The 20,465-nt window shown below is 44.5% G+C and carries 18 protein-coding genes; 9 read left to right on the top strand and 9 right to left on the bottom strand.

Annotated elements, in window-relative coordinates; translation table 11 throughout:
- Positions 1-92: 92 nt before the first annotated feature.
- Together ELZ11_RS05235 and ELZ11_RS05230 are read right to left on the bottom strand one after the other, a co-directional pair.
- A complete protein-coding gene (locus ELZ11_RS05235; protein WP_137356331.1) occupies positions 93-1,487 on the bottom strand; it encodes an MATE family efflux transporter in 1,395 nt (464 codons plus the stop codon).
- A 77-nt stretch (positions 1,488-1,564) separates the two neighbouring features.
- The gene (locus tag ELZ11_RS05230) at positions 1,565-1,975 is read right to left on the bottom strand and encodes a VOC family protein (protein ID WP_137356330.1); all 411 of its coding nucleotides are present in this window, start codon (positions 1,973-1,975) and stop codon (positions 1,565-1,567) included.
- A gap of 164 nt (positions 1,976-2,139) precedes the next feature.
- Between ELZ11_RS05230 and ELZ11_RS05225 the strand changes: the two genes are divergently transcribed.
- Positions 2,140-2,520 (top strand): MmcQ/YjbR family DNA-binding protein, encoded by a 381-nt coding sequence (locus ELZ11_RS05225; protein WP_137357013.1) that lies wholly within the window; start codon positions 2,140-2,142, stop codon positions 2,518-2,520.
- A 21-nt stretch (positions 2,521-2,541) separates the two neighbouring features.
- On the opposite strand, the gene ELZ11_RS05220 is transcribed toward ELZ11_RS05225, so the two are convergent.
- Positions 2,542-3,228: a DNA-3-methyladenine glycosylase I gene (locus tag ELZ11_RS05220; RefSeq protein WP_137356329.1), complete on the bottom strand. Its 687-nt coding sequence runs from the start codon at positions 3,226-3,228 to the stop codon at positions 2,542-2,544.
- A 156-nt stretch (positions 3,229-3,384) separates the two neighbouring features.
- Between ELZ11_RS05220 and ELZ11_RS05215 the strand changes: the two genes are divergently transcribed.
- On the top strand, positions 3,385-4,011 hold the full coding sequence (locus ELZ11_RS05215) for a YgjV family protein (protein WP_137356328.1): 627 nt from the start codon (positions 3,385-3,387) through the stop codon (positions 4,009-4,011).
- Positions 4,012-4,079: 68 nt separating this feature from the next.
- On the opposite strand, the gene ELZ11_RS05210 is transcribed toward ELZ11_RS05215, so the two are convergent.
- Entirely contained in the window at positions 4,080-5,273 is a 1,194-nt protein-coding gene (locus ELZ11_RS05210) for an EAL domain-containing response regulator (protein WP_137356327.1), read from the bottom strand.
- A gap of 197 nt (positions 5,274-5,470) precedes the next feature.
- Entirely contained in the window at positions 5,471-6,241 is a 771-nt protein-coding gene (locus tag ELZ11_RS05205; RefSeq protein ID WP_137356326.1) for an AraC family transcriptional regulator, read from the bottom strand.
- Between the two features lie 95 nt (positions 6,242-6,336).
- On the opposite strand from ELZ11_RS05205, the gene ELZ11_RS05200 reads away from it, so the two are divergent.
- Complete coding sequence (locus ELZ11_RS05200; protein ID WP_137356325.1) at positions 6,337-7,503, top strand: multidrug effflux MFS transporter; 1,167 nt, start codon at positions 6,337-6,339, stop codon at positions 7,501-7,503.
- Positions 7,504-7,605: 102 nt separating this feature from the next.
- Here the strand turns inward: ELZ11_RS05200 and ELZ11_RS05195 are convergent, their stop codons facing one another.
- A complete protein-coding gene (locus ELZ11_RS05195) occupies positions 7,606-8,505 on the bottom strand; it encodes a LysR family transcriptional regulator (protein WP_137356324.1) in 900 nt (299 codons plus the stop codon).
- 107 nt (positions 8,506-8,612) lie between these two features.
- Between ELZ11_RS05195 and ELZ11_RS05190 the strand changes: the two genes are divergently transcribed.
- Together ELZ11_RS05190 and ELZ11_RS05185 are read left to right on the top strand one after the other, a co-directional pair.
- Positions 8,613-10,043, top strand: coding sequence for a YfcC family protein (locus ELZ11_RS05190; protein ID WP_244291609.1), 1,431 nt, complete (start codon positions 8,613-8,615; stop codon positions 10,041-10,043).
- Positions 10,044-10,052: 9 nt separating this feature from the next.
- Complete coding sequence (locus ELZ11_RS05185) at positions 10,053-11,951, top strand: CocE/NonD family hydrolase (protein ID WP_137356323.1); 1,899 nt, start codon at positions 10,053-10,055, stop codon at positions 11,949-11,951.
- A gap of 109 nt (positions 11,952-12,060) precedes the next feature.
- On the opposite strand, the gene ELZ11_RS05180 is transcribed toward ELZ11_RS05185, so the two are convergent.
- Together ELZ11_RS05180 and ELZ11_RS05175 are read right to left on the bottom strand one after the other, a co-directional pair.
- Entirely contained in the window at positions 12,061-14,340 is a 2,280-nt protein-coding gene (locus ELZ11_RS05180; RefSeq protein ID WP_137356322.1) for a bifunctional diguanylate cyclase/phosphodiesterase, read from the bottom strand.
- Positions 14,324-17,053: an ATP-binding protein gene (locus ELZ11_RS05175; protein ID WP_137356321.1), complete on the bottom strand. Its 2,730-nt coding sequence runs from the start codon at positions 17,051-17,053 to the stop codon at positions 14,324-14,326. The genes ELZ11_RS05180 and ELZ11_RS05175 overlap by 17 nt, the downstream gene beginning before the upstream one ends.
- Before the next feature lie 370 nt (positions 17,054-17,423).
- On the opposite strand from ELZ11_RS05175, the gene ELZ11_RS05170 reads away from it, so the two are divergent.
- From ELZ11_RS05170 to ELZ11_RS05160, 3 genes are all read left to right on the top strand, one after another.
- Entirely contained in the window at positions 17,424-17,762 is a 339-nt protein-coding gene (locus ELZ11_RS05170) for a hypothetical protein (RefSeq protein WP_137356320.1), read from the top strand.
- Positions 17,763-17,788: 26 nt separating this feature from the next.
- Positions 17,789-18,166, top strand: a complete 378-nt coding sequence (locus ELZ11_RS05165) for a hypothetical protein (protein WP_137356319.1) — start codon at positions 17,789-17,791, stop codon at positions 18,164-18,166.
- Between the two features lie 162 nt (positions 18,167-18,328).
- Positions 18,329-18,673 (top strand): DUF4144 family protein, encoded by a 345-nt coding sequence (locus ELZ11_RS05160; protein WP_307777510.1) that lies wholly within the window; start codon positions 18,329-18,331, stop codon positions 18,671-18,673.
- Positions 18,674-18,790: 117 nt separating this feature from the next.
- Here the strand turns inward: ELZ11_RS05160 and ELZ11_RS05155 are convergent, their stop codons facing one another.
- Positions 18,791-19,210, bottom strand: coding sequence for a BLUF domain-containing protein (locus tag ELZ11_RS05155; protein ID WP_137356317.1), 420 nt, complete (start codon positions 19,208-19,210; stop codon positions 18,791-18,793).
- Between the two features lie 252 nt (positions 19,211-19,462).
- Between ELZ11_RS05155 and ELZ11_RS05150 the strand changes: the two genes are divergently transcribed.
- Complete coding sequence (locus tag ELZ11_RS05150) at positions 19,463-20,362, top strand: LysR family transcriptional regulator (RefSeq protein ID WP_137356316.1); 900 nt, start codon at positions 19,463-19,465, stop codon at positions 20,360-20,362.
- Positions 20,363-20,465: the final 103 nt, after the last annotated feature.

Below are 20,465 nucleotides of genomic sequence, written 5' to 3'. Positions count from 1 at the left end.
AAAGCCAATAAAGTTAACCTAAACATGAAGATATGAGTCAGTTTTTGACACTTGGCTCACGACAGCTATTTCATAAAGTGCTTCATTGGCTGTTATTTAGCGGAGTGGGTGAATAGCCCTTTTATGTCGTTGGCGTAATCTTGAATCAGCGAGCGCCCTACAAGCTGAGAGCGATTAGTATGAAGCCAATTATCTAGCAGTCTCTTCGCATATATCGCACCAAGAATATTCGCCGCCGCTAAACCTAACCAAATGAAGTGGCTATCGACCACCGAACCAATAACTGCAAATGGAATGGTTAGCATCAGAGACTTAACCAGCGTGAGTTTGAGTGACAATTTGGCTTGTTGGACCCCATTGAAAAATGACGTAGTGATTAAAGTTAACCCGAAGGCCGGGAAAGTGATGCCAATGATCAGGAAGTAACGGCTACCGTGTGCAATGATTTCTGAGTCTTGAGTGAAGATACTTAGAATCGGTTCGGCAAAGGCGGCGACAACGGCAAAGAAGGCGAGCCCCCAATACACAGTCATTCGGCCAGAGTAAGCGATTATTTGGTCTAAACGCTGAAAGGCTTTGGCTCCATAATTTTGCGCGACTAAAGGTGTGATGATAACGCTTAACGATAAGATACCAGTCAAAATCAGTGACTCAATACGCGTGACTATTCCATAGGCGGCAATGGCGCTGTCCCCATATTGAGAGACCATTCGTGTGATGACTGCGATTGCAATCGGGTTAAGCACTTGTGCGGCGATCGCGGGTGTGGAGATCGTTAGCACTTCCCTAATCTGCTCAGCAACGTGAGACACAGAGCTTAATGAAAGTAACTTCTCTTTACGTAGCAAGACAAGCATCAAAGTTAAGATGGTTAGCCACGATAATACTGTAGCGTAAGCTGCGCCTTTTAATGCCAACTCAGGGAAAGGCCCAATCCCGAAAATGAGCAGGTAATCAAATACAACGTTGATGATTCCGCCGATGGCCATTATTAAGGTGGTTCTCAACATGACGCCTTTCGACATCAATGCAGCATTGGCAATCAAGCCGCCGACTAAGGCGAACATACCTAAATAAAGTGGAGCCATGTAATCCGTAATCAGGTTTATCGCGTGTGGTGATGCGCCTAATGCAGAAAATACATTAGGGATGGTGGCGTAGCCGACTAGCCCAAGAACCAGTGTGATTAAAGCGAACAGAATGAGGGAGATGGTGGTCAGTGATTGCGCTTTTACTATGTTTTGTTCCCCTAATGCGCGTCCTACGGTTGCTGAAACACCAGCGGCGGTCCCCATAAAAAAACTCACGATAAGAATGTAAATCGGGTACGCGAAGCTCATGGCTGCCAGTTGCGGTGTACCGAGCTGGCCGACGAAATAGCTATCAACTAATTGGAACAAAAAAGTCATGAGCATGCCAAATGCGGCAGGTGCAGCCATGGAAAGCAGTGCGGTTTTAACTGGCTTGTTTAGTAAAGCATTTTCCATGATGTGTTCCTTTTTGGGCTATCAGTTAAGTGCGTGAAATTGAGGGAAAGAAGCGCCAAAAAAGCGGATGTTCAGCGTTATTGGAACGCGCCTAACCCAATGTATTCAATGAACTCAATAACGTTATCATCGGGGTCACGAATGAAAATGGACACACCGGTTGGGTGTTTCATTGGTGCACCACTAAGTGGGATATTCTTGCGTTCAAGCTCTGAAAGGACAGAATTCATATCGGTGACTTCAATCGCGATATGGGTGTAACCGGTGTGTTTAGTCTCTTCGTCCATTAAAACGTTTTGCTTGCTGCTTTGTGTGGTATTCAAAATGAAGTTGATGTTAATTCCGCTTGGGTGTTCAACTATCGCGACGGGCTCAGGGCCAGAGGGGCCAGTAATGTATTCAAACCCTAACTGAGTATAAAACGCTTTGGATGTTTCAAAATCACTGACTCGTAATCCGATGTGGTTGATTCTGGTTATCTGTTTCATGGCGATCTCCTCTATCCGTTATTACAGTGTAGTGACTTCTCAGCTTTGGATTAATAGGCTAAATGTGGATGGATTGTTTCCATATGGCTCTTAATGGATTAATTTTCTTCTTTTGGATGCGATTGAGATATAGTGAACATGTTGCATTTAATAAGGAAACCATGATGCATGAAAAGCAGCTGATTGAATTTATAGAGCAGTTACCAGAAGCGGAAGGCAGCTTTCCATTTGGGCCTGAGGCTTTGGTGTACAAAGTGAAGGGAAAAATGTTTGCCCTGATTTCACAAGGAGAGGATCCGCCTTATGTGAATTTAAAGGGGAAACCGGAAGATAATGCTTTTCTGGTGGATGAGTTTAAGTCGGTGCGTCCGGGTTATCACATGAATAAAAAACACTGGGTATCGGTGGATTTTAACGGGGATGTAGAAGATTCAATGATCGAAGATCTAACTTTAGCTTCTTATCATTTGATCGTGAGTAAACTAACCAAACGTGACCAGCAAGCTTTAGCGGCGCATGGGTATGTTGCGCCAACAGCGAGCTAGTCCGTTTGAAAACTGTTCGATTTAAACTCGATTGTCGCCACAGCTGTATGCGACGATTTGGCTTATTTCACTTAGGCTACGGCCAGACTCTTGTTGCCATTGATTAAACGCCTTGCTTGCGGCTAAGTGCGCTCGCTTGGTGTCTCGGCCACTATCAATGATTCCGGTGTTGCGCAGGTGTGATTCGACATCGGAAGACAGAATAAAGGTGTCTTTGCCCATTTGTCTTAAGGTGTAAGCGCCAGTATTACCGCCCAGTCGCTTGCCATGCTTTTTCAAATACGCCCACAACTCAGTGATATTTTCCGCTGGCCAATTCGCGACCATTTCTGAAAACGATCCCGCTTCTCGTTTGGCCATATTGATCATAGTGGCATTGGCTGGAATGGTCATTACTTTGGTTAAATGGCGAATGATGCGAGGATCTTGCGCTTTCTGTTCCCACGCTTCATTAGGCAGCATCAACAATGATTCCACTCGAAAATTGAAGAACACCTCTTCGAAATTGGGCCATTTCTTACGTACGACTTCCCACGATATACCGCACTGGAAAACCTTCTCGGTAAGCGCAGCCAACCAGCGGTCGTCTGAAATTTGCAGGAGTTCTTCTGTCGAAAGTGGCTTTCTAACGATCTGCTCTAGATGGGCTTCTCCCCCTTTACGGTGAGCGGCGCGTTGGTAGATATGTTCGAACTTTTCTTGTGGCATGGCGGATGGTCTTCGAAAAATGTTGGTTTCCAATAGTAGCGCTATCTCAAAAAAAGAAAAGTTACTGGTCGTGAAGTGTCGAATATTTGAACTGTGAACTAAGCAGAAATTTGTATGTGCTATGGTTAATGCATAACAAAAACAGAGGGATAGAAAATGGAATTTGACTGGGTTGAATGGTTTGGATACTTAGCTTCATTGGTGGTGTTGGTCTCTCTCACCATGACTTCCATTGTAAAATTAAGAGTCATCAACTTTATTGGTTGCTTACTCTTTGCGGCGTTCGCTTATTTCATTGATTCTTGGCCAACCATGCTGATGAACTTAGGCATTGCTGGCATCAACGTTTATTACCTTTACCAGTTACACAATACTAAAGAGCGTTTTAAGCTTATCTCCGCTTCAGTCGATTCTGAATACTTTGATCATTTCGTTAGCACTAACCGCCAAGACATCGAACAACAAGTGTCTGCCAGTGAGTTACAAACTGCCGATACCGCTTTCTATATGCTGAGGAACAACAGTATTGCTGGAGTGCTTGTAGGCAATAAAGATCTGGATGGCACAATGAAAATCGTTTTAGATTATGTCACGCCTGAGTTTAGAGACTTTAAACTGGGGCATTATTATTATGAAGCGCACCCTGAAGTGATGCGAGCACGTGGGATTCTTTCATTACAAGCAGTGGCCAACAATGATGATCACCGACGTTACTTAGAAACGGTTGGCTTCCACTACCAAATGGGTGTGGATGGTGAAGAGTTGTATACCAAACAGTTGTAGCGTTTTATCTCTGATGTTTGACTGCTCCCCACATAACTTGTGGCTTTAGGCATAGGCATAGGCATAGGCTATGCGCGAATTTTAACCCAGCTTTTATACCAATGAACCAAGCTTTCCAACGGCTTAGGTGGGCAGATTAAAAAGCCTTGAACCAGCATATGTTGATAATGCTGCTCAAGATAATTCAACTCTTCTATCGACTCCATGCCTTCTGCAATCAATAGAAAATCTAAGTTGTCGGCGATCTTCACAAGTGAGTCGACAACGACCTGATTAAAGGTGTCATTCTGAATGCCTAATATCAGGCTTCGGTCGATTTTAAGCTCGGTAAATGGCAAGTGCTTTAGCTGCTGTAGATTGGTAAATCCGACCCCGAAGTCGTCCAAAGATAAGCCAAATCCACGTAGCCTAAATCGGTTCAAGGATTCTAGTTGCTCGGTGGTTTTAACGGCGTACTCTTCAGTAATCTCTATTACTAGTTGGTGATGAGGAATGTTTCGTTCGGTGACTAATTGGTGCAGGTATTCCGAGTGTTTGCTATCCATCAATTGGCTTGGCGAAAGGTTTAGACCCACGTGAATGTCTTTGCCGAAGATGGTGGTTAAGGTCGGCATGTCTTCCATTACTTGATGAATGATCTGATTGGTGATCTCGTCTAGCACTAAGTGCTGGTGGGCCATATCGATGAATCTACCCGGAAGAATGGCATTGGTTTCCCCTGGCCTACAAATTCTTGCGAGGACTTCGACACCTTTGATTTCTTGAGTTTGTAGATCGACTTTCGGTTGGTAATAAGGGGTGATGTAGTGATTGTTGATGCAGCAAAGCAGCTCGTCATAGGTGAGGGTGGCATCGTCAGGGCTGCGACGTAAATTGAGTTGGTGCAGCTTCGACAGTGATTTTTCCAGCCCCTTTAAATCGATCGGTTTTGCAAGGTTACCAATTAAATGCACGCGATGCTGTCGGGCTATGTTGGCAGCGAGCCCAATGACGCGATGGTCCATGTCCGAGATGATACACACGCCACCTGGGTAATTCATTTCGCCCAACTGTTTGATGACCTCCATACCATCTATTTCAGGCATATTGAGATCGGTAAAAACGGCACTGTATTTCTCGGGGTGCTGTTTAATGTGAGAAAGTGCCTGACTGGGATTGGAGGAGGTGACAATGTTGGTGTAACCCAACTCTTGGAGCATCGACTGCATAACCATCAAGATGGCGGGCGAGTCGTCAATGACAACGATTTGCTTCTGTTTCATAAGCCGGGAACCTTCTGACATAGGTAACTAACACTAATTTTTAATTATTATGTTTGTCGGCATCTTTTCTGAATCATCGCGTTTTAGTTTGTATTTGTTGCGATTTTTCTAAATAACCATACAAATAGTAATTTAAATTTAGCCCACCCCGACTAGAGATCAAGAATATTGACTATAAACTCTGTTTCATATTTATTTTACGTATTCATAAATTGAAAGGGAGTTTGCCCAGTCTGCTGTTTGAAGAAGGAAATGAATGCACTATCGCTTGAGAACTCAAGCTGATAAGCGACATCATTCACCTGACAATTTGAGGAAAGCAGCTCGATGGCCTTAAGCAGGCGCCACTGTTGCCGCCATGCCTGATAGGTCATTCCCGTTTCTTTACTGAAAATACGGCTAACGGTCTTGCTGCTGGCACCCACTTGCTCACTCATGCTTTGCAGGCTAGGGGCGTTGATGAGGTGCTGGTTGAGCTGAGTGATCACCGGAGCCAAGCGCCTGTCAGTAGGGAATGGCAACGCCAAATGATATTCCTCGGCTAAATTAAACTCCTCGAAGAACAACTGAGTGGTATTGATCATCTCATCTTCATTCTTGTCCCATGCCCAAAATGCCATGCGCTCAATGAGTGCTTGTAGTAGTGGATTCACTTCTACAATTTTGACCTTATCTGTCATTGAGGTCGTGAGCGAAGGATCAAAGTGCAACGAACGATATTCGACAACATTAGTCATGGTGATGCAGTGATTGGTATACGCCGGAATCCACATTGAACGTGTCGGCGGAAGCACAAACTTTACTTCATCGAGCATGACTGTCATACAGCCTTGCGGTGCGTACAACAGTTGCGCTTTGGTGTGTTGATGCATTCCTGAATCGTGCTTACCGACGCGAGCGGCAATGCCTATGACGGAAGCGTCGAGATCATCAACAATAAACTGGGCGTTTTCATCAATTAGTGCCATTGTCCGAATCTTGATGTTTTTTGTCTTAGTTGTGTTATTTGATGGTATCAGAACTCTCTACACTGCGCTCATCTAATGTGAATTGAGAGATAACTATGAAAACAAAACCTTCAATCTGGTTGATGATTTCCTTGATCATGTTTCCGCAGATTGTCGAGACGATTTATAGCCCAGCGTTACCACATATCGCGCGAGGCTTTGATGTGTCAGCGGTGTTGGCGAGCCAAACCTTATCGGTTTACTTTTCAGCGTTCGCGGTTGGAGTCTTGGTATGGGGCATTGTCTCGGACTATTTAGGTCGGCGAACTACCATGTTACTCGGATTAGCGGTGTACGGTGTTGCAGCTATTGGTGCCATGTTTGCGAACAGTTTTGAACATCTAATGATCATGCGGGCACTCAGTGCTTTTGGCGCAGCGGTGGGTTCTGTGGTGACACAAACTATGCTTCGTGACAGCTATGACGGCGTATCACTCGGCAAAGTGTTCACCTATATGGGCATTGGCATTTCGTTAAGCCCTGTGATTGGCATGATGTCGGGCGGGATCATTGCAGAACAAAGCGGTTATCAAGGTGTGTTTTTGGCGCTAAGCATTTTGGCTTTGCTACTTTTTGCGGTTTGTCTTCGCACGTTACCTGAAACCAAACCGAACTCGGTTGAGCGTCAGTCGATAATCCAACTGGCAGTCACAATCAGTAAAGACGCGGCTTTATGGCGCAGCGCAATCTTAGTCGCGTGCTTCAATATCATGCTGTTTTCTTATTACTTACAGGGCCCGTTTATATTCGATAATCTTGGCTATTCTTCTGATGAATTTGGTCAAAGCGGTTTGGTACTGGCACTGGGCACTTTACTAGGCAGTTTAGTCAGTAAGAAGCTTCTTGGAGCGGTGCGGTTTGGAATCCATATCGATAGTGATGCCTTAGTTAAGCTTGCTGCCCTGTTGGCTATCGTTGGCAGTACTGGCGTGTATTGGATGCAAGGTTCACTTTGGTTCCTAGTGCCAATGCTCCTCATCGTGATGGCGTTTGGAATTGGCATGCCGAATGTTCTTAGTCACGCTTTGGTTCGCTATAAAGACCAAGTTGGTAGCGCTGGGGCACTGTTTGGCATGATGTATTACGTGTTAATTGGATCTGGGTTAGCGGTTGTCGGTGTGGTTCAGAACTTAGGAATGACGTTATTGGCGGTATCGATTGTGGCTGTCGTTTTGGTAACGACGTTATCGTTCGACAAGGCGTATTCACTCAGCACTAAATAGTGGGATTACACTGGTAGCGGCTGGTTGAAACATAACGAAGTAACAAAAAAGAGTCTCTGGCTAATGATGGTGAGAGACTCTTTTTGCATGTGAAAATCGCAGTTATTGATTGGCTAAATGTTCACACATCAAATCACAAATTTGTTTATAGAGCTCTTGATTGAAGGAGGTCAGGGAATGCTCCACTGTGGTGATCAAACCGTATTGGTATCTAGGCAAATCAATGATAGGTCGAGCAATAACATTCGGGTACTGACCGCCTCTTAGAAGCACGCTATTGACAATAGAAATGCCTAGCCCCGAAGAAACAAGCGAGCAGGCGACATCAACGGAATGCGCTTCCACAATAATGTTTGGCGTAACATGGTGGCGTTGAAAAAACTCGTCAATATCCTTTCTTGAACCACTCTTCTTACCCAGTAAAATCAGCGGCTCGTTGTGCAGCAATTCGGCACTTATTGTATGATGTTCTGCCAGTGAATGAGACTGAGGCATGATGCAAGTAGAGGTGCCAGACGCGACAGGGATGTAGTTGAATCTAGGGTTGTTGTAGATCCGAGTAAAACCGATGTCCGCTTTGCCTGACTCCACACACTCTTCAATAAACGAATAGCTGCCCGTGATGAGCTCCACGAGCAAATAAGGGTGGTCTTGATAGAGCTTGAGTAATATCTGCGGGATCAAGGAAGACGCAAATGTATAAGGAACCGCGATTTTTATCGTTTCTTTAGTTAAACCGCCTTTTTTGATCTCTTGTGCTTCTTCATACAAGTGCTCCAATTGATCCAGTGATTTAAGCGCGTTTGTTAACAGATTTTTATTCTCAGGCTTAATTTTTAGCCGGCCTTTTTCTCTATCAAATAACTCTAGATCAAGTTCTTGCTCCAGTTGAGAGAGTAATCGGCTGATACCAGATTGCGATAAACCGAGCTGTAAAGCCGCTGCACTAGTGGATCCTGTGGTCATGATCGCTTTAAGAGCAGCAAGTTGTTTAATATTCATAATGCCTTGTGCGCATAAGGGTATGATGTTTTGTCATACGCTTGTTGGGGTACAAAATTGATTGTTATGTTAATAAACTGTAACTGTTAGAAACGAGAATTTTAAACATGACAATAAAAGAATCGACGATGCCAAGTCAATTGTCCCCCGATACTCAGGTAGAAAATAAACCTAAGAAATCGATGAACCCTGTGATCATTTTACTGTTTGTTGTCCTTGCTGCGGTGATGATGACCTACTTTTTGGATTCAGGCAGTTTTGAACGAAATGGTAAGCTAATTGTACCGGGAACCTATCAAGTTCTAGAAAAAGATGTCTCCCCATTGAATCTATTCGGTATTTATTCTGAGGGTAGCGAAGCCAAAGCGGTGAGTTTACTGGATGCACTGGTCAGCATTCCTGAAGCGATTAATAAGCGTTCAGGCATGATTTTCATGGTGCTTTTCATTGGTGGTATGTTTGGCGTTTTAAACAAAGTGGGCGCCATTGAAACTGGCCTAGAACGCATGTTGTCGGTCACCAAAGGCAATGTGTACGTGCTTGTCCCTGCGATGATGATTGTGTTCTCGATGGGCAGTACTTTTATGGGAATGGCCAAAGAATACTTGTTGGTGATCCCGATGGTGGTAGCAATGGCCCACCGAATGGGGTTATCCAGTCTTATTGGCTTAGCGATTGTCGCCATCCCCGTGAAGGTAGGTTACCTGGCCTCTATCACTAACCCATATGCGCTTTCTATCGCACAACCATTGGTAGACGTTCCGGTATTTAGTGGTATGGGCATGCGTGTACTGGTGTATGTGGTGCTGATGATCGTTGGTATTTTGTATGTATTGCGCAGTATTCGCAAAGAAGTCACCAATGTCACGATGGAATCTGGTTGGGATGGATCTCCGCTACCGACACGTCATGCACTTGTGCTGTTGATTTTAGGTTTAGGTATTGGTTTCTTAGTCTACGCATCACAAACGTGGCACTGGAAGTACAATGAACTGTCGGCGTATTACCTTGCTCTCGGCGTTATCTTTGCCGTAGTTGGCGGCTTGAACAGCAATGAAACGGTAGAAGCGTTTGTTTCGGGAATGAAGAAGGTGCTGATTGCTGGTGTGTTAATTGGATTAGCAACGTCGGTAGCGATCGTTCTTGCTGAAGGTCAGGTGCTTGATAGCATTATTTTCTCCTTGTCTTCGGTTGTTGGTGAAAACAATCCAACATTTGCGGCATTCGGTATGTTCTTTGCCCAGCTGGTCATTGATGTTGCTATCCCTTCCACTTCTGGTCAAGCGGCGGTGACGATGCCAATTCTTGGTCCATTGGGGCAATTGGCGGGGGTTGATCCACACACCACAGTTCTTGCGTTCCTAATGGGTAACGGTGCGACTAACATCATCACTCCAACATCGAGCGGATTATTGATTTTCCTTGCGACCGCTCAAGTCGGCTGGGGTCAATGGGCGCGATACATTTTCCCATTCTTTATGATCATCATCTTGTTTGCTCTGCTTTTCCTATCAATCAGTTTGTCGGTATACGGTTAGGAAAAGTCCATGCAAGTATTAAAAGATATTATCGTAGAAACACGTGATGGCGTGTTTCTGGCCACGGACGTGTATTTGCCGTGCGCAAAGCGCAAAGCGAAATCAAACCGTTTACCAAGAGCAGCTACTGCATCACGTAGTGTTAGCTTGCTTAAAGAGCAAAGTGAAGAAAACATGGAATCATGGCCTGTGGTCATTGAGCGCACACCTTACAACAAAGCCGCTCCATCTCGATCTGAGATTGATGTGTCTGGGCATTTGGTGACTCGCGAAGAAATGGCTAAGGCCTTTACGGATGCGGGTTTTGCTTGTGTATTCCAAGATTGCCGTGGGCGTTACCAGTCGACGGGCACTTTCACCAAATACATCAATGAAGCGGAAGATGGCTTTGACACCTGCCAGTGGATTATTCAGCAGCCTTGGTGTAATGGTTCAATCGGTAGCATGGGGTTGTCTTATGCGGCGCACACTCAAATGGCGATGGCATGTTTGAACCCTCCTGGGTTAGCGTGCATGGCGATGGATTCAGGTGGTTTTTCAAGCGCCTATGAGTGCGGCATTCGCCAAGGGGGCGCATTTGAGCTTAAGCAAGCGACCTGGGCATATCGGCAAGCTCTGGTGAGCCCAGAAGCGAAAGCTGACCCTGTGCTCAAGCTCGCGTTAGAAAGTGAAGACATCATTGAATGGTTCAAACATATGCCTTGGAAGCGCGGCCATTCTCCTTTACGCCATATTCCAGACTATGAAGATTATCTATTGGAACAATGGGAAGCCGGGGAGTTTGGTGAATTCTGGAAGAAGTCGGGTATATATTCCCTCGACAGCTACCAGAACATTCCAGATGTGCCGATCTTATTGATGTCGAGTTGGTACGACGTTTACGTGAAAAGCACGCTAGACAACTTCAAAGTGTTGTCTGAACAAAACAGTGCGCCGATTTCTTTGATTATGGGGCCTTGGCTACACGGTGATCGCAACGTCACATTCAATGGTGATGTTGAATATGGCGAGCAAGCGGCCTTTGATGGCAATGTGGCCGTGAACTGGCTTCAGCATCGTATTAACTGGTTTAGCCGTTGGTTACTCGATAGCGATTTACCTGATGAGCCTGCGGTGAAAATTTTCCAAATGGGAGGCGGTGACGGAAGTGAAACCGAGCGAGGTAAGTTGAATCATGGTGGCCGCTGGATTGAGTCTAATCAATGGCCGTTACCTAATACGCATGAGCAGCAATGGTATTTACGTACGGGTGGTCATCTAGCGGATACGCCAGAAACTAGCCATGCAGCATTGAGCTATTTGTTTGATCCTAAGAACCCGGTGCCAACGATTGGCGGAGCACTGACTTCAGGGAAGCCGGTATTTGTCGGCGGAGCCTTTGATCAAATTGAAGATCCGCGATTTGTTGGAACGCAAGCGAACGATCTGCCTTTGTCGGCTCGCAAAGATATCTTGGTCTTTCAAACCCAGCCGCTTGAAGAAGACCTTGCGGTTTCAGGGAAAGTGTCGGTGAAACTCTTTATTGAGAGCGATGCGCTAGATACAGACTTTACGGCAAAACTGGTCGATGTGTATCCACCGAGTATGGACTTTCCCAAAGGTTATGCGATGAATATTTCCGATGGGATTTTCCGTTGTCGCTACCATAAATCGTTCGAGCAGGCCGAGCAATTAAAGCAAGGGCAAGTGTACGAAATTGAAATCGAAGCTTTTGCTACCTGTAATGTGTTTAAGAAAGGGCACAGGCTCAGATTAGATATTTCGAGCAGTAACTTTCCTAAGTACGATGTGAATCCAAATAGCGGAGAAGCGGAAGGCTCTGCTCAGTTAATGACGGTAGCGAAGAACACCATCCATATTTCGCCTACTTACCCATCATCGCTAACGCTAGAAGCGCTCTCTTCATAGTGGATTAAGCGGGCAGTTAAAAAGGGAACAAGTGTCGTGCTTGTTCCCTTTTTTGGTTTATTTAGCGAGAGGGAAGCTACGGTATTTACTCCAACGGGCATTAAAGGAATTAATGAGGTTGTGTCATCAACAACAGTGGAGGCGTAGCGTCTGGTTCTACCGAGGCATCACGTAATGATCTGAATAGTGGGGAAAGCTCAGCTGCTGGCAGTGGTTTAGCGTATAAGTAGCCCTGTGCTTCGTCGCACCCTAAATCATTCAAGATCTGTTGATGCGCAGCAGTCTCGATACATTCTGCAATTACATACAGGTTCAACTCGTGCCCCATATTTATGATCATAGCGGCAATGGAAGCATCTTCTTTTTTGGTATCGATGTCGCGGACAAATGCGCCATCAATTTTGAGCCTGTCAATCGGGAGCTTCTGTAAATAGCTTAAAGACGAGTAGCCCGTACCAAAATCATCGACGGCGATCTTAATCCCTGCATTTCTGAGCTGAACTAACTTTTGAATGTGGTGTTCAGGATCCGTCATGGCCATGGTTTCAGTGATTTCCAGCTCAAGATCCGATGGTTCGATGCCAGACTGAGTGACAATATGGATGACCTTGTCGACAAAGTCTGCTTCACACAGCTGTCTTGGTGAAACGTTAACTGCCATTCTGATTTGTCCAAGGCCTGCTTGTTTCCATTCGAGGTGCTGATCGATAGCGGTTTGCAATACCCAATAACCGATGGGAACAATAAGCCCTGAAGTCTCAGCCGCTGGAATGAATTGGATCGGGCTAACCATAGTACCATCGGATCGTTGCCAGCGAATTAATGCTTCGACGCCAACAACATGCCCTGATTTCATGCACACTTGCGGTTGGTAATATAGGCAAAACTCTTGATTATTAACCGCGTGATGAATGTCTTTGATAGTTTGCAAGCGTGTTTGCAACGATGTGTCCATACTTGATTCAAAGATACAGAACTGCCCATTGTCATGCAGCTTAGCGTGATTTAAAGCGATGCCCGCGTTCCTCAGGAGAGTTTCACTGCTCACTTCCTCGTTGTCACAAAAGCGGCAACCAATCGAAATCGACACTGGGATAAGGTTGTCTTCCAGCATAATAGGTGCGCTAAACTGGTTGCGCAGCTCAACTAATAACCGAGGGACTTCTTCTCTGCGAGTTATGGGCAGTGTTAAAGCAAAGGTATCTGTGCCTAGGTGAGCAACAAATGGATCGGATGCGTGGAACGTTTCGAGTATATGAGCGATTTGCATAATAAGCTTATCGCCAATCGCAGAGCCCAAGCCATCGTTGACGTCTTCGAAGTTATCGACGTCGGTTAAGATCAAAATGAATGGCTGGTGTGCTTGCTGTGTCAGTTTCCCTAAATGCTGCAATAGCACGAGTTTATTGGGTAAGTGGGTCAGCTGATCTTGATAGGCTAATGATTCAATCTTTTCAAACATTTTGGCGTTTTCAAAGCCTGCTGCAATATTGATACTGAAGATTTCTAACAGCTGTTGATCTAAGTTGCTGATAGGAAGTTGGCTATTTACAAAGACCACAATTTCGCCCATTGAAGAGAGCGGTATGTACACAAAGTTGTGGTGCTCTTGGTACAGGCTGTGTCTTTGGCTTAACACATCGGCCACCGATGAACTGATGTCAGGCTTGTTTAAGTTCACTAAAGGTTGGCCAATATAGTCGGTGTATGTTCCTGCGGCCGCTAGTACATTCAAGGTATTGTTATCGGATAAATCATTATGAATGCATACTACGCCTTCTGGTTTGATATGCAGTAGCCCACAAATTTGCGTCAGAATACCTATCGAAAATTGGGTTACCGCTTTGACGCCAAGTAATGTTGAAGATGCCTCTATTATCATCGAGAGCCCTTTACGGCTCGACTCGATCGTCTGGATTTGTTGATAGCTACGTAAGGCGGTCGTGAGGCAGGTAAATAGGGCGTCTCTAGTGAGCTCAGACTTTTCTTTGTAATCGTTAATGTCGTATTGCTGGATCACTTCCACTTCAGGGGCGTACCCTGCTTGACCGGTTCTTAAGATGATACGTACATCATTATTGTTCAGTTCTTCTCGGATAAAGCTGACTAACTTTAAGCCCGCGTCTTCCGTTTCCATTACGACATCTAAGAAGATGCACGCAATATTGCTGTGATTGCGCAGTACTTCTTTCGCTTCTTCACCACTGTAAGCATTGAGAAAGGTAATCGGACGAGCGGCATAGACGAAGTTTTTGAACGCAAAACGTGTCGCGCGGTGAATTTCCTGCTCGTCGTCGACGATCAGAACTATCCATGGATCTTGCTGTATTGTGGGTGTCGGTTCATTGGTTTCTTGTGCGAACACAAAGGGCTCATTGTCCGTTTTCATTCCCTGCTCCCATAAAACTGGCGGTAGTTGGTGCAACGAGCGGGATTATGATCGTGAAAGTGCACCCCTCATCACTTTGGACGGAAATCGTTCCACCGAGGACGTTGTTGACTATATTATAGACAATATTCAGACCTAGCCCGGTTCCGCCGTCGCCCATCTTAGTGGTAAAGAAAGGGTCGAAAATACGGTGGATGTACTCCTCTGAAATCCCTTTGCCGTCGTCTTGATAGGTAAGAACCACATTTTCTTTGGCTTCGTCTAACCGTCCATCTACCGAGATGACGCCATTTTCTTTGTCTTCAAATCCGTGCTTGATCGAGTTGGTTACGAGGTTAGTGAGCACCTGTCCTAACGGGCCTGGAAAGCTGTCGAGCTTAATATTGGACTCGCAGTTGAAGTGAATCTTATGAGTGCTGTGTTTGAATTGGGGTTGTAAGGTGGAATCCAGCTCCTCAGTAAATTCAATGAGATCAAAATTACGCCTTAGCGAACTTGTTTGGTCTGCAGCTACTTGTTTAAAGCTTCGAATCAGGTGAGTCGCTTTGTTCAAGCTTACACCGAGCATCTCGCTTACTTCGTCGACCTCGGCAACAAAGGTGTCTAAATCTGATTTAGTGAGTTGACCGCCTTCTAAGCTCGCTTTAAAGCTGCGTTTGGCATCGTCTAATGAGCTAGTGATGGTGACGCAGATTCCTAGTGGGGTGTTAATTTCGTGGGCAATGCCCGCCACTAAACGCCCTAAAGATGAAAGCTTCTCACTTTGGACTAACTCATTTTTGGTGATTTCTAAGTAGTTGAGTGACTGCAGCAATTCACGCTCGGCCATTTCTCGATTCTCATGAGACAGCACTATCCACCATGCACTGATGGCGATGAGCACTAATACCACGAAAAATATATTGAGGATGACATCGAATAAGTGTTGGTTCTGGGCCATATCTCCCATGTGGCTAAAGTGGAATGCCAATAAGAAAAATGCACCGGAAATTAATGCCATCGTTGAGAATATCACTAGGAAGCGAATGATCCTTCGCCCCATGTTGACGTCGATTTTTTGCATTAACAATGAATACACCACCTCTTTATCGGCTGTTTGGTTGGGTGTATTAATGACTTTACATTGGTCGTGACAGTGGTTTTCTAAGCTGCAACATAGGGAGCATATGTTTCCTTGGTGGAAAGGGCAGTGAGCGATGTCTTCTTGTTCGTATTCTTGCTCACACACAGAACAGGTTACCACTTGAGAGGGGCTAGTCACGGGAATGACTGAAGGAGTTCTGGCGAGGTAATAGCGACCTTTGGTGATATAGCCGATTAATATGGCGAGCAAAAATGAGCTAATTAAGGCGATGAATGCGCAGTAGGCTTGTGCCAGCTCCCCAAAAATTCCGGCATAAGAGACCACTGACAAAATCGACGCAATCAGCATCGACAGGCAACCGACGGGGTTAAAGTTGTGCAAATGAGCGCGTTTAAACTCAATGTAACTTGGGCTGATTTTTAACGGTTTTAACACTAATAAGTCAGCAACAATTGCCCCTATCCACGCGATGGCTAGGTTGGCATAAACGCTTAAAACTGCTTCTAAAGTGTCGAATATTCCGAGCAGCATTAGTAGTAAGGCAATCAAAATATTAAAGATGAGCCATACAACGCGGCCTGGATGGTAGTGGGTCATTCGAGAGAAAAAGTTTGACCACGCTAGTGAGCCAGCATAAGCATTAGTCACGTTGATTTTGATCTGAGAGACAATTACGAAGAATGTTGCGACCGCAAGCACCGTTTCTGGTGAGTCGAACATGTAGCCATATCCTTGAATGTACATTTGTATTGGCTCGACCGCTTTGTCGTAGTCTCCTCCGTTATGAATAAATAGGAAAGCGAGTAAGCTACCGCCTAGTAATTTTAAGCAGCCGACAATAATCCAACCAGGGCCAGCGAAGATGATCGCTGAATACCACCGCACTCTGTTTTCTTTGGTCTTGTTGGGGATAAATCGCAAATAATCTACTTGTTCACCAATCTGCACTACCAATGAAAACAGCACAACACATGCTTGGCCGAACAAGATAATGTCGAATTGATTGCCAACTGGACTGTGCCCAGCAAACCCACTCCAGTTGGAAATGATGTCCGGTTCTTTGTAAATGACAAAAATAAACGGCAAGACCATTAATACCACCCAGATTATTTGGGTGTAGTTCTGCAGTTTATTGATGGCGGTAACGCCAAAGAAGGTGATGGGTATGATTACCAAGGAGCAAATCACGTAGCCTATTGGTAAAGGGATCTGAAAATACAGCTCCAATGCCTGTGCCATGATCGCCGCTTCCAATGCAAAAAAGATAAAGGTGAAAGAAGCGTAAATAAGCGATGTGATAGTCGACCCAATGTAGCCAAAACCTGCTCCTCGGGTCAGCAAATCCATGTCTATATTGTATTTCCCAGAGTAGTGCGCAATGGGTAAGTTAGTGATAAAAATAAGCAAAGATACAAGGAGAATGGCAGGTACAGCATTGGCAAAACCGACGCTCACAGTGACCGCCCCACCGATGGCTTCTAGAGCCAGAAATGAGATGCCTCCAATGGCGGTGTTCGCCAGAGTTGAGGGGGAAAATCGTCGGAAGCTTTTAGCGGCGTATCGTAACGAATAGTCTTCTAATGTTTCGTTCGCCACCCAGGCTTGGTACTGCCTTTTAAAACGAATCATGACATGTTGACTCGCTACATTATTTTAACAATTAGCGTTGAGTATAAGTCGACATTGTGGCTTTCACCACTGAATGCGGTAACAGAAATAACGTATTGTTCACGCAAAAATTAGCAAGCTAATGCTTGCTGTTTCATAGTTTACTAGAGTCTGTGTGGGATTCGAATTTGTTATGTTGGCAAGTGATACATTGTGTACTTGATTGATTTTGGTGAGTTTTAATTTTTAGGTCGATAGATGACTGACTGTGTGCCCTTCCAGTTAACTGGGACTAGGATCTCGTTACCTGATTGCCTGTTAGAAAACTGACAAACCTTAGTGTTCCTCATGCTAATAATCGCCCATCCTGCGATAGTTAACTTCAGACAACATGAAAAAAACCTTAGCTCTCTTACTCTTCTTAAGCCTTACGGGCTGTACTCACAATCAATCAAAGTCACTGAGTGCGAATACTTCGTCTGTTAACGTTTATCCTCAGTCGATGTCGAATATGCAGCTTTGTGACACCTTGTATTATGGGCGACCAAGCAATCAAACCTTAGCGGCGATTGGCAGTGAGTTTAACCGAAGAGGGTTAACTAAAAGTTGGTGCGATACCGAAGCGAATAAGCTCTATTTCACTCAAACGGTTGAATGGCTTCGCGATCAAGTGGTTACTGATGAGTCAGAATCAGACGAAGAGTCTGCAGTAATTCTGCCTGCGCTTTAGTTATGGAAATATAGACAAGGTACAACATGAGACAGCAATATCATTTTCGAAACTCTGAACATGGGTTATTGGCTTGGGATGTGTTTCGGCTCATTGAACTGACGAAAAATCTGCCTGTTATCGATGTTTCACTTACCGATATTGCAGAGCTGGACCAAGCGTTTTGGTATGAACTTGGAGGCGCGAAACCAACGTGTCGAAATATAGTCGAGCATACTAAGTTGATTCAAAATGCAGATCTCTCCTATCCGATCATTTTATGCCATGAAGGCAAGGTGATGGATGGCATGCACAGAGTGTGTAAAGCCACATTGTTAGGCAGAAAGACTATTCAAGCTGTCCAATTCTCAACGTATTTATCACCGGATTACATTGGTGTAGACCCCGATGAATTGCCTTATTGAAGCCTGCCAAACCAGATTAAAACTGTAGTATCTGTCCATCTAATTCTTAGGTCTGAATAACATTCTAAGAATCGTCACTCTTGATGTAGTCGCTTTGGCAGTTTGCATGTCAATAACGCTTATTGTATTACTGGCTATTACTGCTGCGACAGAGCAAGTTTAATGTCGTTATATAAATCGGGAAGTAATATGATTTTTTGGCCATGTATTTTTAAGTTAGATGGTGATTATGAATTACTGTATTTGGCGTCTGAGCACCATCTGGCCAACGAACTAGATGAGCTCATTTGGGATAGTGCAGATCGTTTAATTGATAGTAATGGGAAACCTTATCTAGTTAGGACTGAAGGGGACGGCTATGCGTTTGAACCAGAAGCCACTCAGCTATCGTTAGAGTCGGTGACAGAACTCATTCAAGAGCATGAATTTTCGAAAGCGGCGATGTGTCTTACTAAAATACAATTTCCCTCTATTCAACAAGCCATTATGTCGTTGTCATCGGGATAACAAAGATTCCCAACCCTAGGTATTTGAGTTCAGTTAGAGCCTCCGATTCTTGAACGCTAGCAAATATCAATTTGCTCGTAGTCAGAGGGGCATAGATCTTCATTTTACCTGTGTCCTTCAAATGCTTGGCAAACACTTTTTCAATTCAAGAAGCAGCATATACGCACTGTTCCCAGTGATTTCGTATGGGTTAAACTCGTGGGTCGTTGAGTATTTCAATGTAAGCGGTTTTGTGGAACTAGAAATTGGTACGTATCCCATCGACCACTCTTGAAAGTCCCGGTTGTGAATTTCTTGGTAGTCTAGAATAACGATTTTCTGATGGCGTGGATCGTTGACAATAGAGTTGTACAAGATATTGACTCTTTCTCTATCCCCTTCTAAACATTGTAGAAAATAGTTATTGTTGAAATAGAGAATCCCGGTTACACCTTGTTCAAAATTGTTTGCTTTTGCTGACTCCAAAATCTGTTCTACATCGGAATGCGTGAGTTGCTCGGATGTAGAGCTAGCGTAAACTAACCTGATTAAGCTCATGTAATTCCACCAGTTGCATATTTGTTTTAAATATATATCAAGGTCAGAAAAATGCTATTCAATCGCCTAATATTGACCCGCATAGTCTACTCCCGTCTATTCGATATCTTGTTTAAGCCCTATCATTTCCTTTACTGCTAACGCTATAAGGCGTTGCTGCGAGAGCTATAATAATCCCCCAGATTTGTTGATATACATGATTAGAATTGGTTTACTGTTGCCATATGATTACCAATTAAATTGGAGAAAGTGGTGATTAACAACATTAATTTGTCAGATATTCGTTCTTTCGTGTTAATCGCGCAGCTAGGTAATTTTACCAAAGCGGCTGAAGCTCTGAATGTTTCGCGCTCACATGTATCACGTCAGATAAGCTCACTTGAAAAACAAATGAAAGTGACTTTGCTTACACGCACCACCCGAAGTTTAAAGCTCACACAAGCTGGAGAGCGTTTTTACCTTCAGTGTGAAAAAGCCATTAATGGAATCGATCAAGCGCTTATCGCAGCGGTTGATGATACAGAAGAAGTTCGCGGATTGATTCGAGTGAACTGTGTTGGTGGTTATATTGGCGAGAAAATCATCTCAAAATATGTGGCTGACTTTATGCTTGAGCACCCTCAGACCCAAGTGCATCTCGATTTCAGTAGCAACAGAATTGACCTCATCCAAGATGATTTTGATATCGCTTTTCGCATGGGTAAGTTAGAGGATTCAGGCTTCATCGCTAAGAAGTTAATGGATATCGATGTAGTAAGCTTGGCGAGCCCGAGTTACGTACGTAAGTATGGGAACCCTGAGCACCCTAACGAGCTTAATGAGCACCGCTGCTTAACAGGATCGGTCAAGCGCTGGAGTTTTGAGTCGGATGAAAATGCAGCAGAACAGGTCGATGTCAATATTGAGGGGAATCTAGTATCCAAGAACGGACACGCTTTGATCACCAATGCGATGGCAGGAAACGGCATAATTCGTGTTCCAAGAATGTACTGCACCGATGCGATTGAAGACGGTGATTTAGTGGAGATACTGCCCAAATGGCACATTCCATCGGTGCTATTTTCTGCGGTTTACCACAGAGATAAATACCAACCAAAGCGTTTGAGAACCTTTATTGACTTTGTTAAGCAAAAGTTTGAATCAGACTTTTAGGGCACCAGCGCTATTGGCTTTCCTCCTATAAAGATCGCGTGCGTAAATAGCATAATTTAGCGATCTACATGTCGATTTATTGTTGAGTATTAGGTTACATAGA

It is taken from the genome of Vibrio profundi, from assembly GCF_005281835.1.
Taxonomy (GTDB): Bacteria; Pseudomonadota; Gammaproteobacteria; order Enterobacterales; family Vibrionaceae; genus Vibrio; species Vibrio profundi.
The sequence above is the reverse complement of the archived record's forward strand: the minus strand, read 5'-3'. Positions and strand labels throughout refer to the sequence as shown.

Excerpts from the sequence above, each read along its gene's own strand:
- ELZ11_RS05235 (WP_137356331.1), bottom strand. The coding sequence starts at position 1,487 with ATGGAAAATGCTTTACTAAACAAGCCAGTTAAAACCGCACTGCTTTCC.
- ELZ11_RS05230 (WP_137356330.1), bottom strand. The coding sequence starts at position 1,975 with ATGAAACAGATAACCAGAATCAACCACATCGGATTACGAGTCAGTGAT.
- ELZ11_RS05225 (WP_137357013.1), top strand. The coding sequence starts at position 2,140 with ATGCATGAAAAGCAGCTGATTGAATTTATAGAGCAGTTACCAGAAGCG.
- ELZ11_RS05220 (WP_137356329.1), bottom strand. The coding sequence starts at position 3,228 with ATGCCACAAGAAAAGTTCGAACATATCTACCAACGCGCCGCTCACCGT.
- ELZ11_RS05215 (WP_137356328.1), top strand. The coding sequence starts at position 3,385 with ATGGAATTTGACTGGGTTGAATGGTTTGGATACTTAGCTTCATTGGTG.
- ELZ11_RS05210 (WP_137356327.1), bottom strand. The coding sequence starts at position 5,273 with ATGAAACAGAAGCAAATCGTTGTCATTGACGACTCGCCCGCCATCTTG.
- ELZ11_RS05205 (WP_137356326.1), bottom strand. The coding sequence starts at position 6,241 with ATGGCACTAATTGATGAAAACGCCCAGTTTATTGTTGATGATCTCGAC.
- ELZ11_RS05200 (WP_137356325.1), top strand. The coding sequence starts at position 6,337 with ATGAAAACAAAACCTTCAATCTGGTTGATGATTTCCTTGATCATGTTT.
- ELZ11_RS05195 (WP_137356324.1), bottom strand. The coding sequence starts at position 8,505 with ATGAATATTAAACAACTTGCTGCTCTTAAAGCGATCATGACCACAGGA.
- ELZ11_RS05190 (WP_244291609.1), top strand. The coding sequence starts at position 8,613 with ATGACAATAAAAGAATCGACGATGCCAAGTCAATTGTCCCCCGATACT.
- ELZ11_RS05185 (WP_137356323.1), top strand. The coding sequence starts at position 10,053 with ATGCAAGTATTAAAAGATATTATCGTAGAAACACGTGATGGCGTGTTT.
- ELZ11_RS05180 (WP_137356322.1), bottom strand. The coding sequence starts at position 14,340 with ATGAAAACGGACAATGAGCCCTTTGTGTTCGCACAAGAAACCAATGAA.
- ELZ11_RS05175 (WP_137356321.1), bottom strand. The coding sequence starts at position 17,053 with ATGATTCGTTTTAAAAGGCAGTACCAAGCCTGGGTGGCGAACGAAACA.
- ELZ11_RS05170 (WP_137356320.1), top strand. The coding sequence starts at position 17,424 with ATGAAAAAAACCTTAGCTCTCTTACTCTTCTTAAGCCTTACGGGCTGT.
- ELZ11_RS05165 (WP_137356319.1), top strand. The coding sequence starts at position 17,789 with ATGAGACAGCAATATCATTTTCGAAACTCTGAACATGGGTTATTGGCT.
- ELZ11_RS05160 (WP_307777510.1), top strand. The coding sequence starts at position 18,329 with ATGTCGTTATATAAATCGGGAAGTAATATGATTTTTTGGCCATGTATT.
- ELZ11_RS05155 (WP_137356317.1), bottom strand. The coding sequence starts at position 19,210 with ATGAGCTTAATCAGGTTAGTTTACGCTAGCTCTACATCCGAGCAACTC.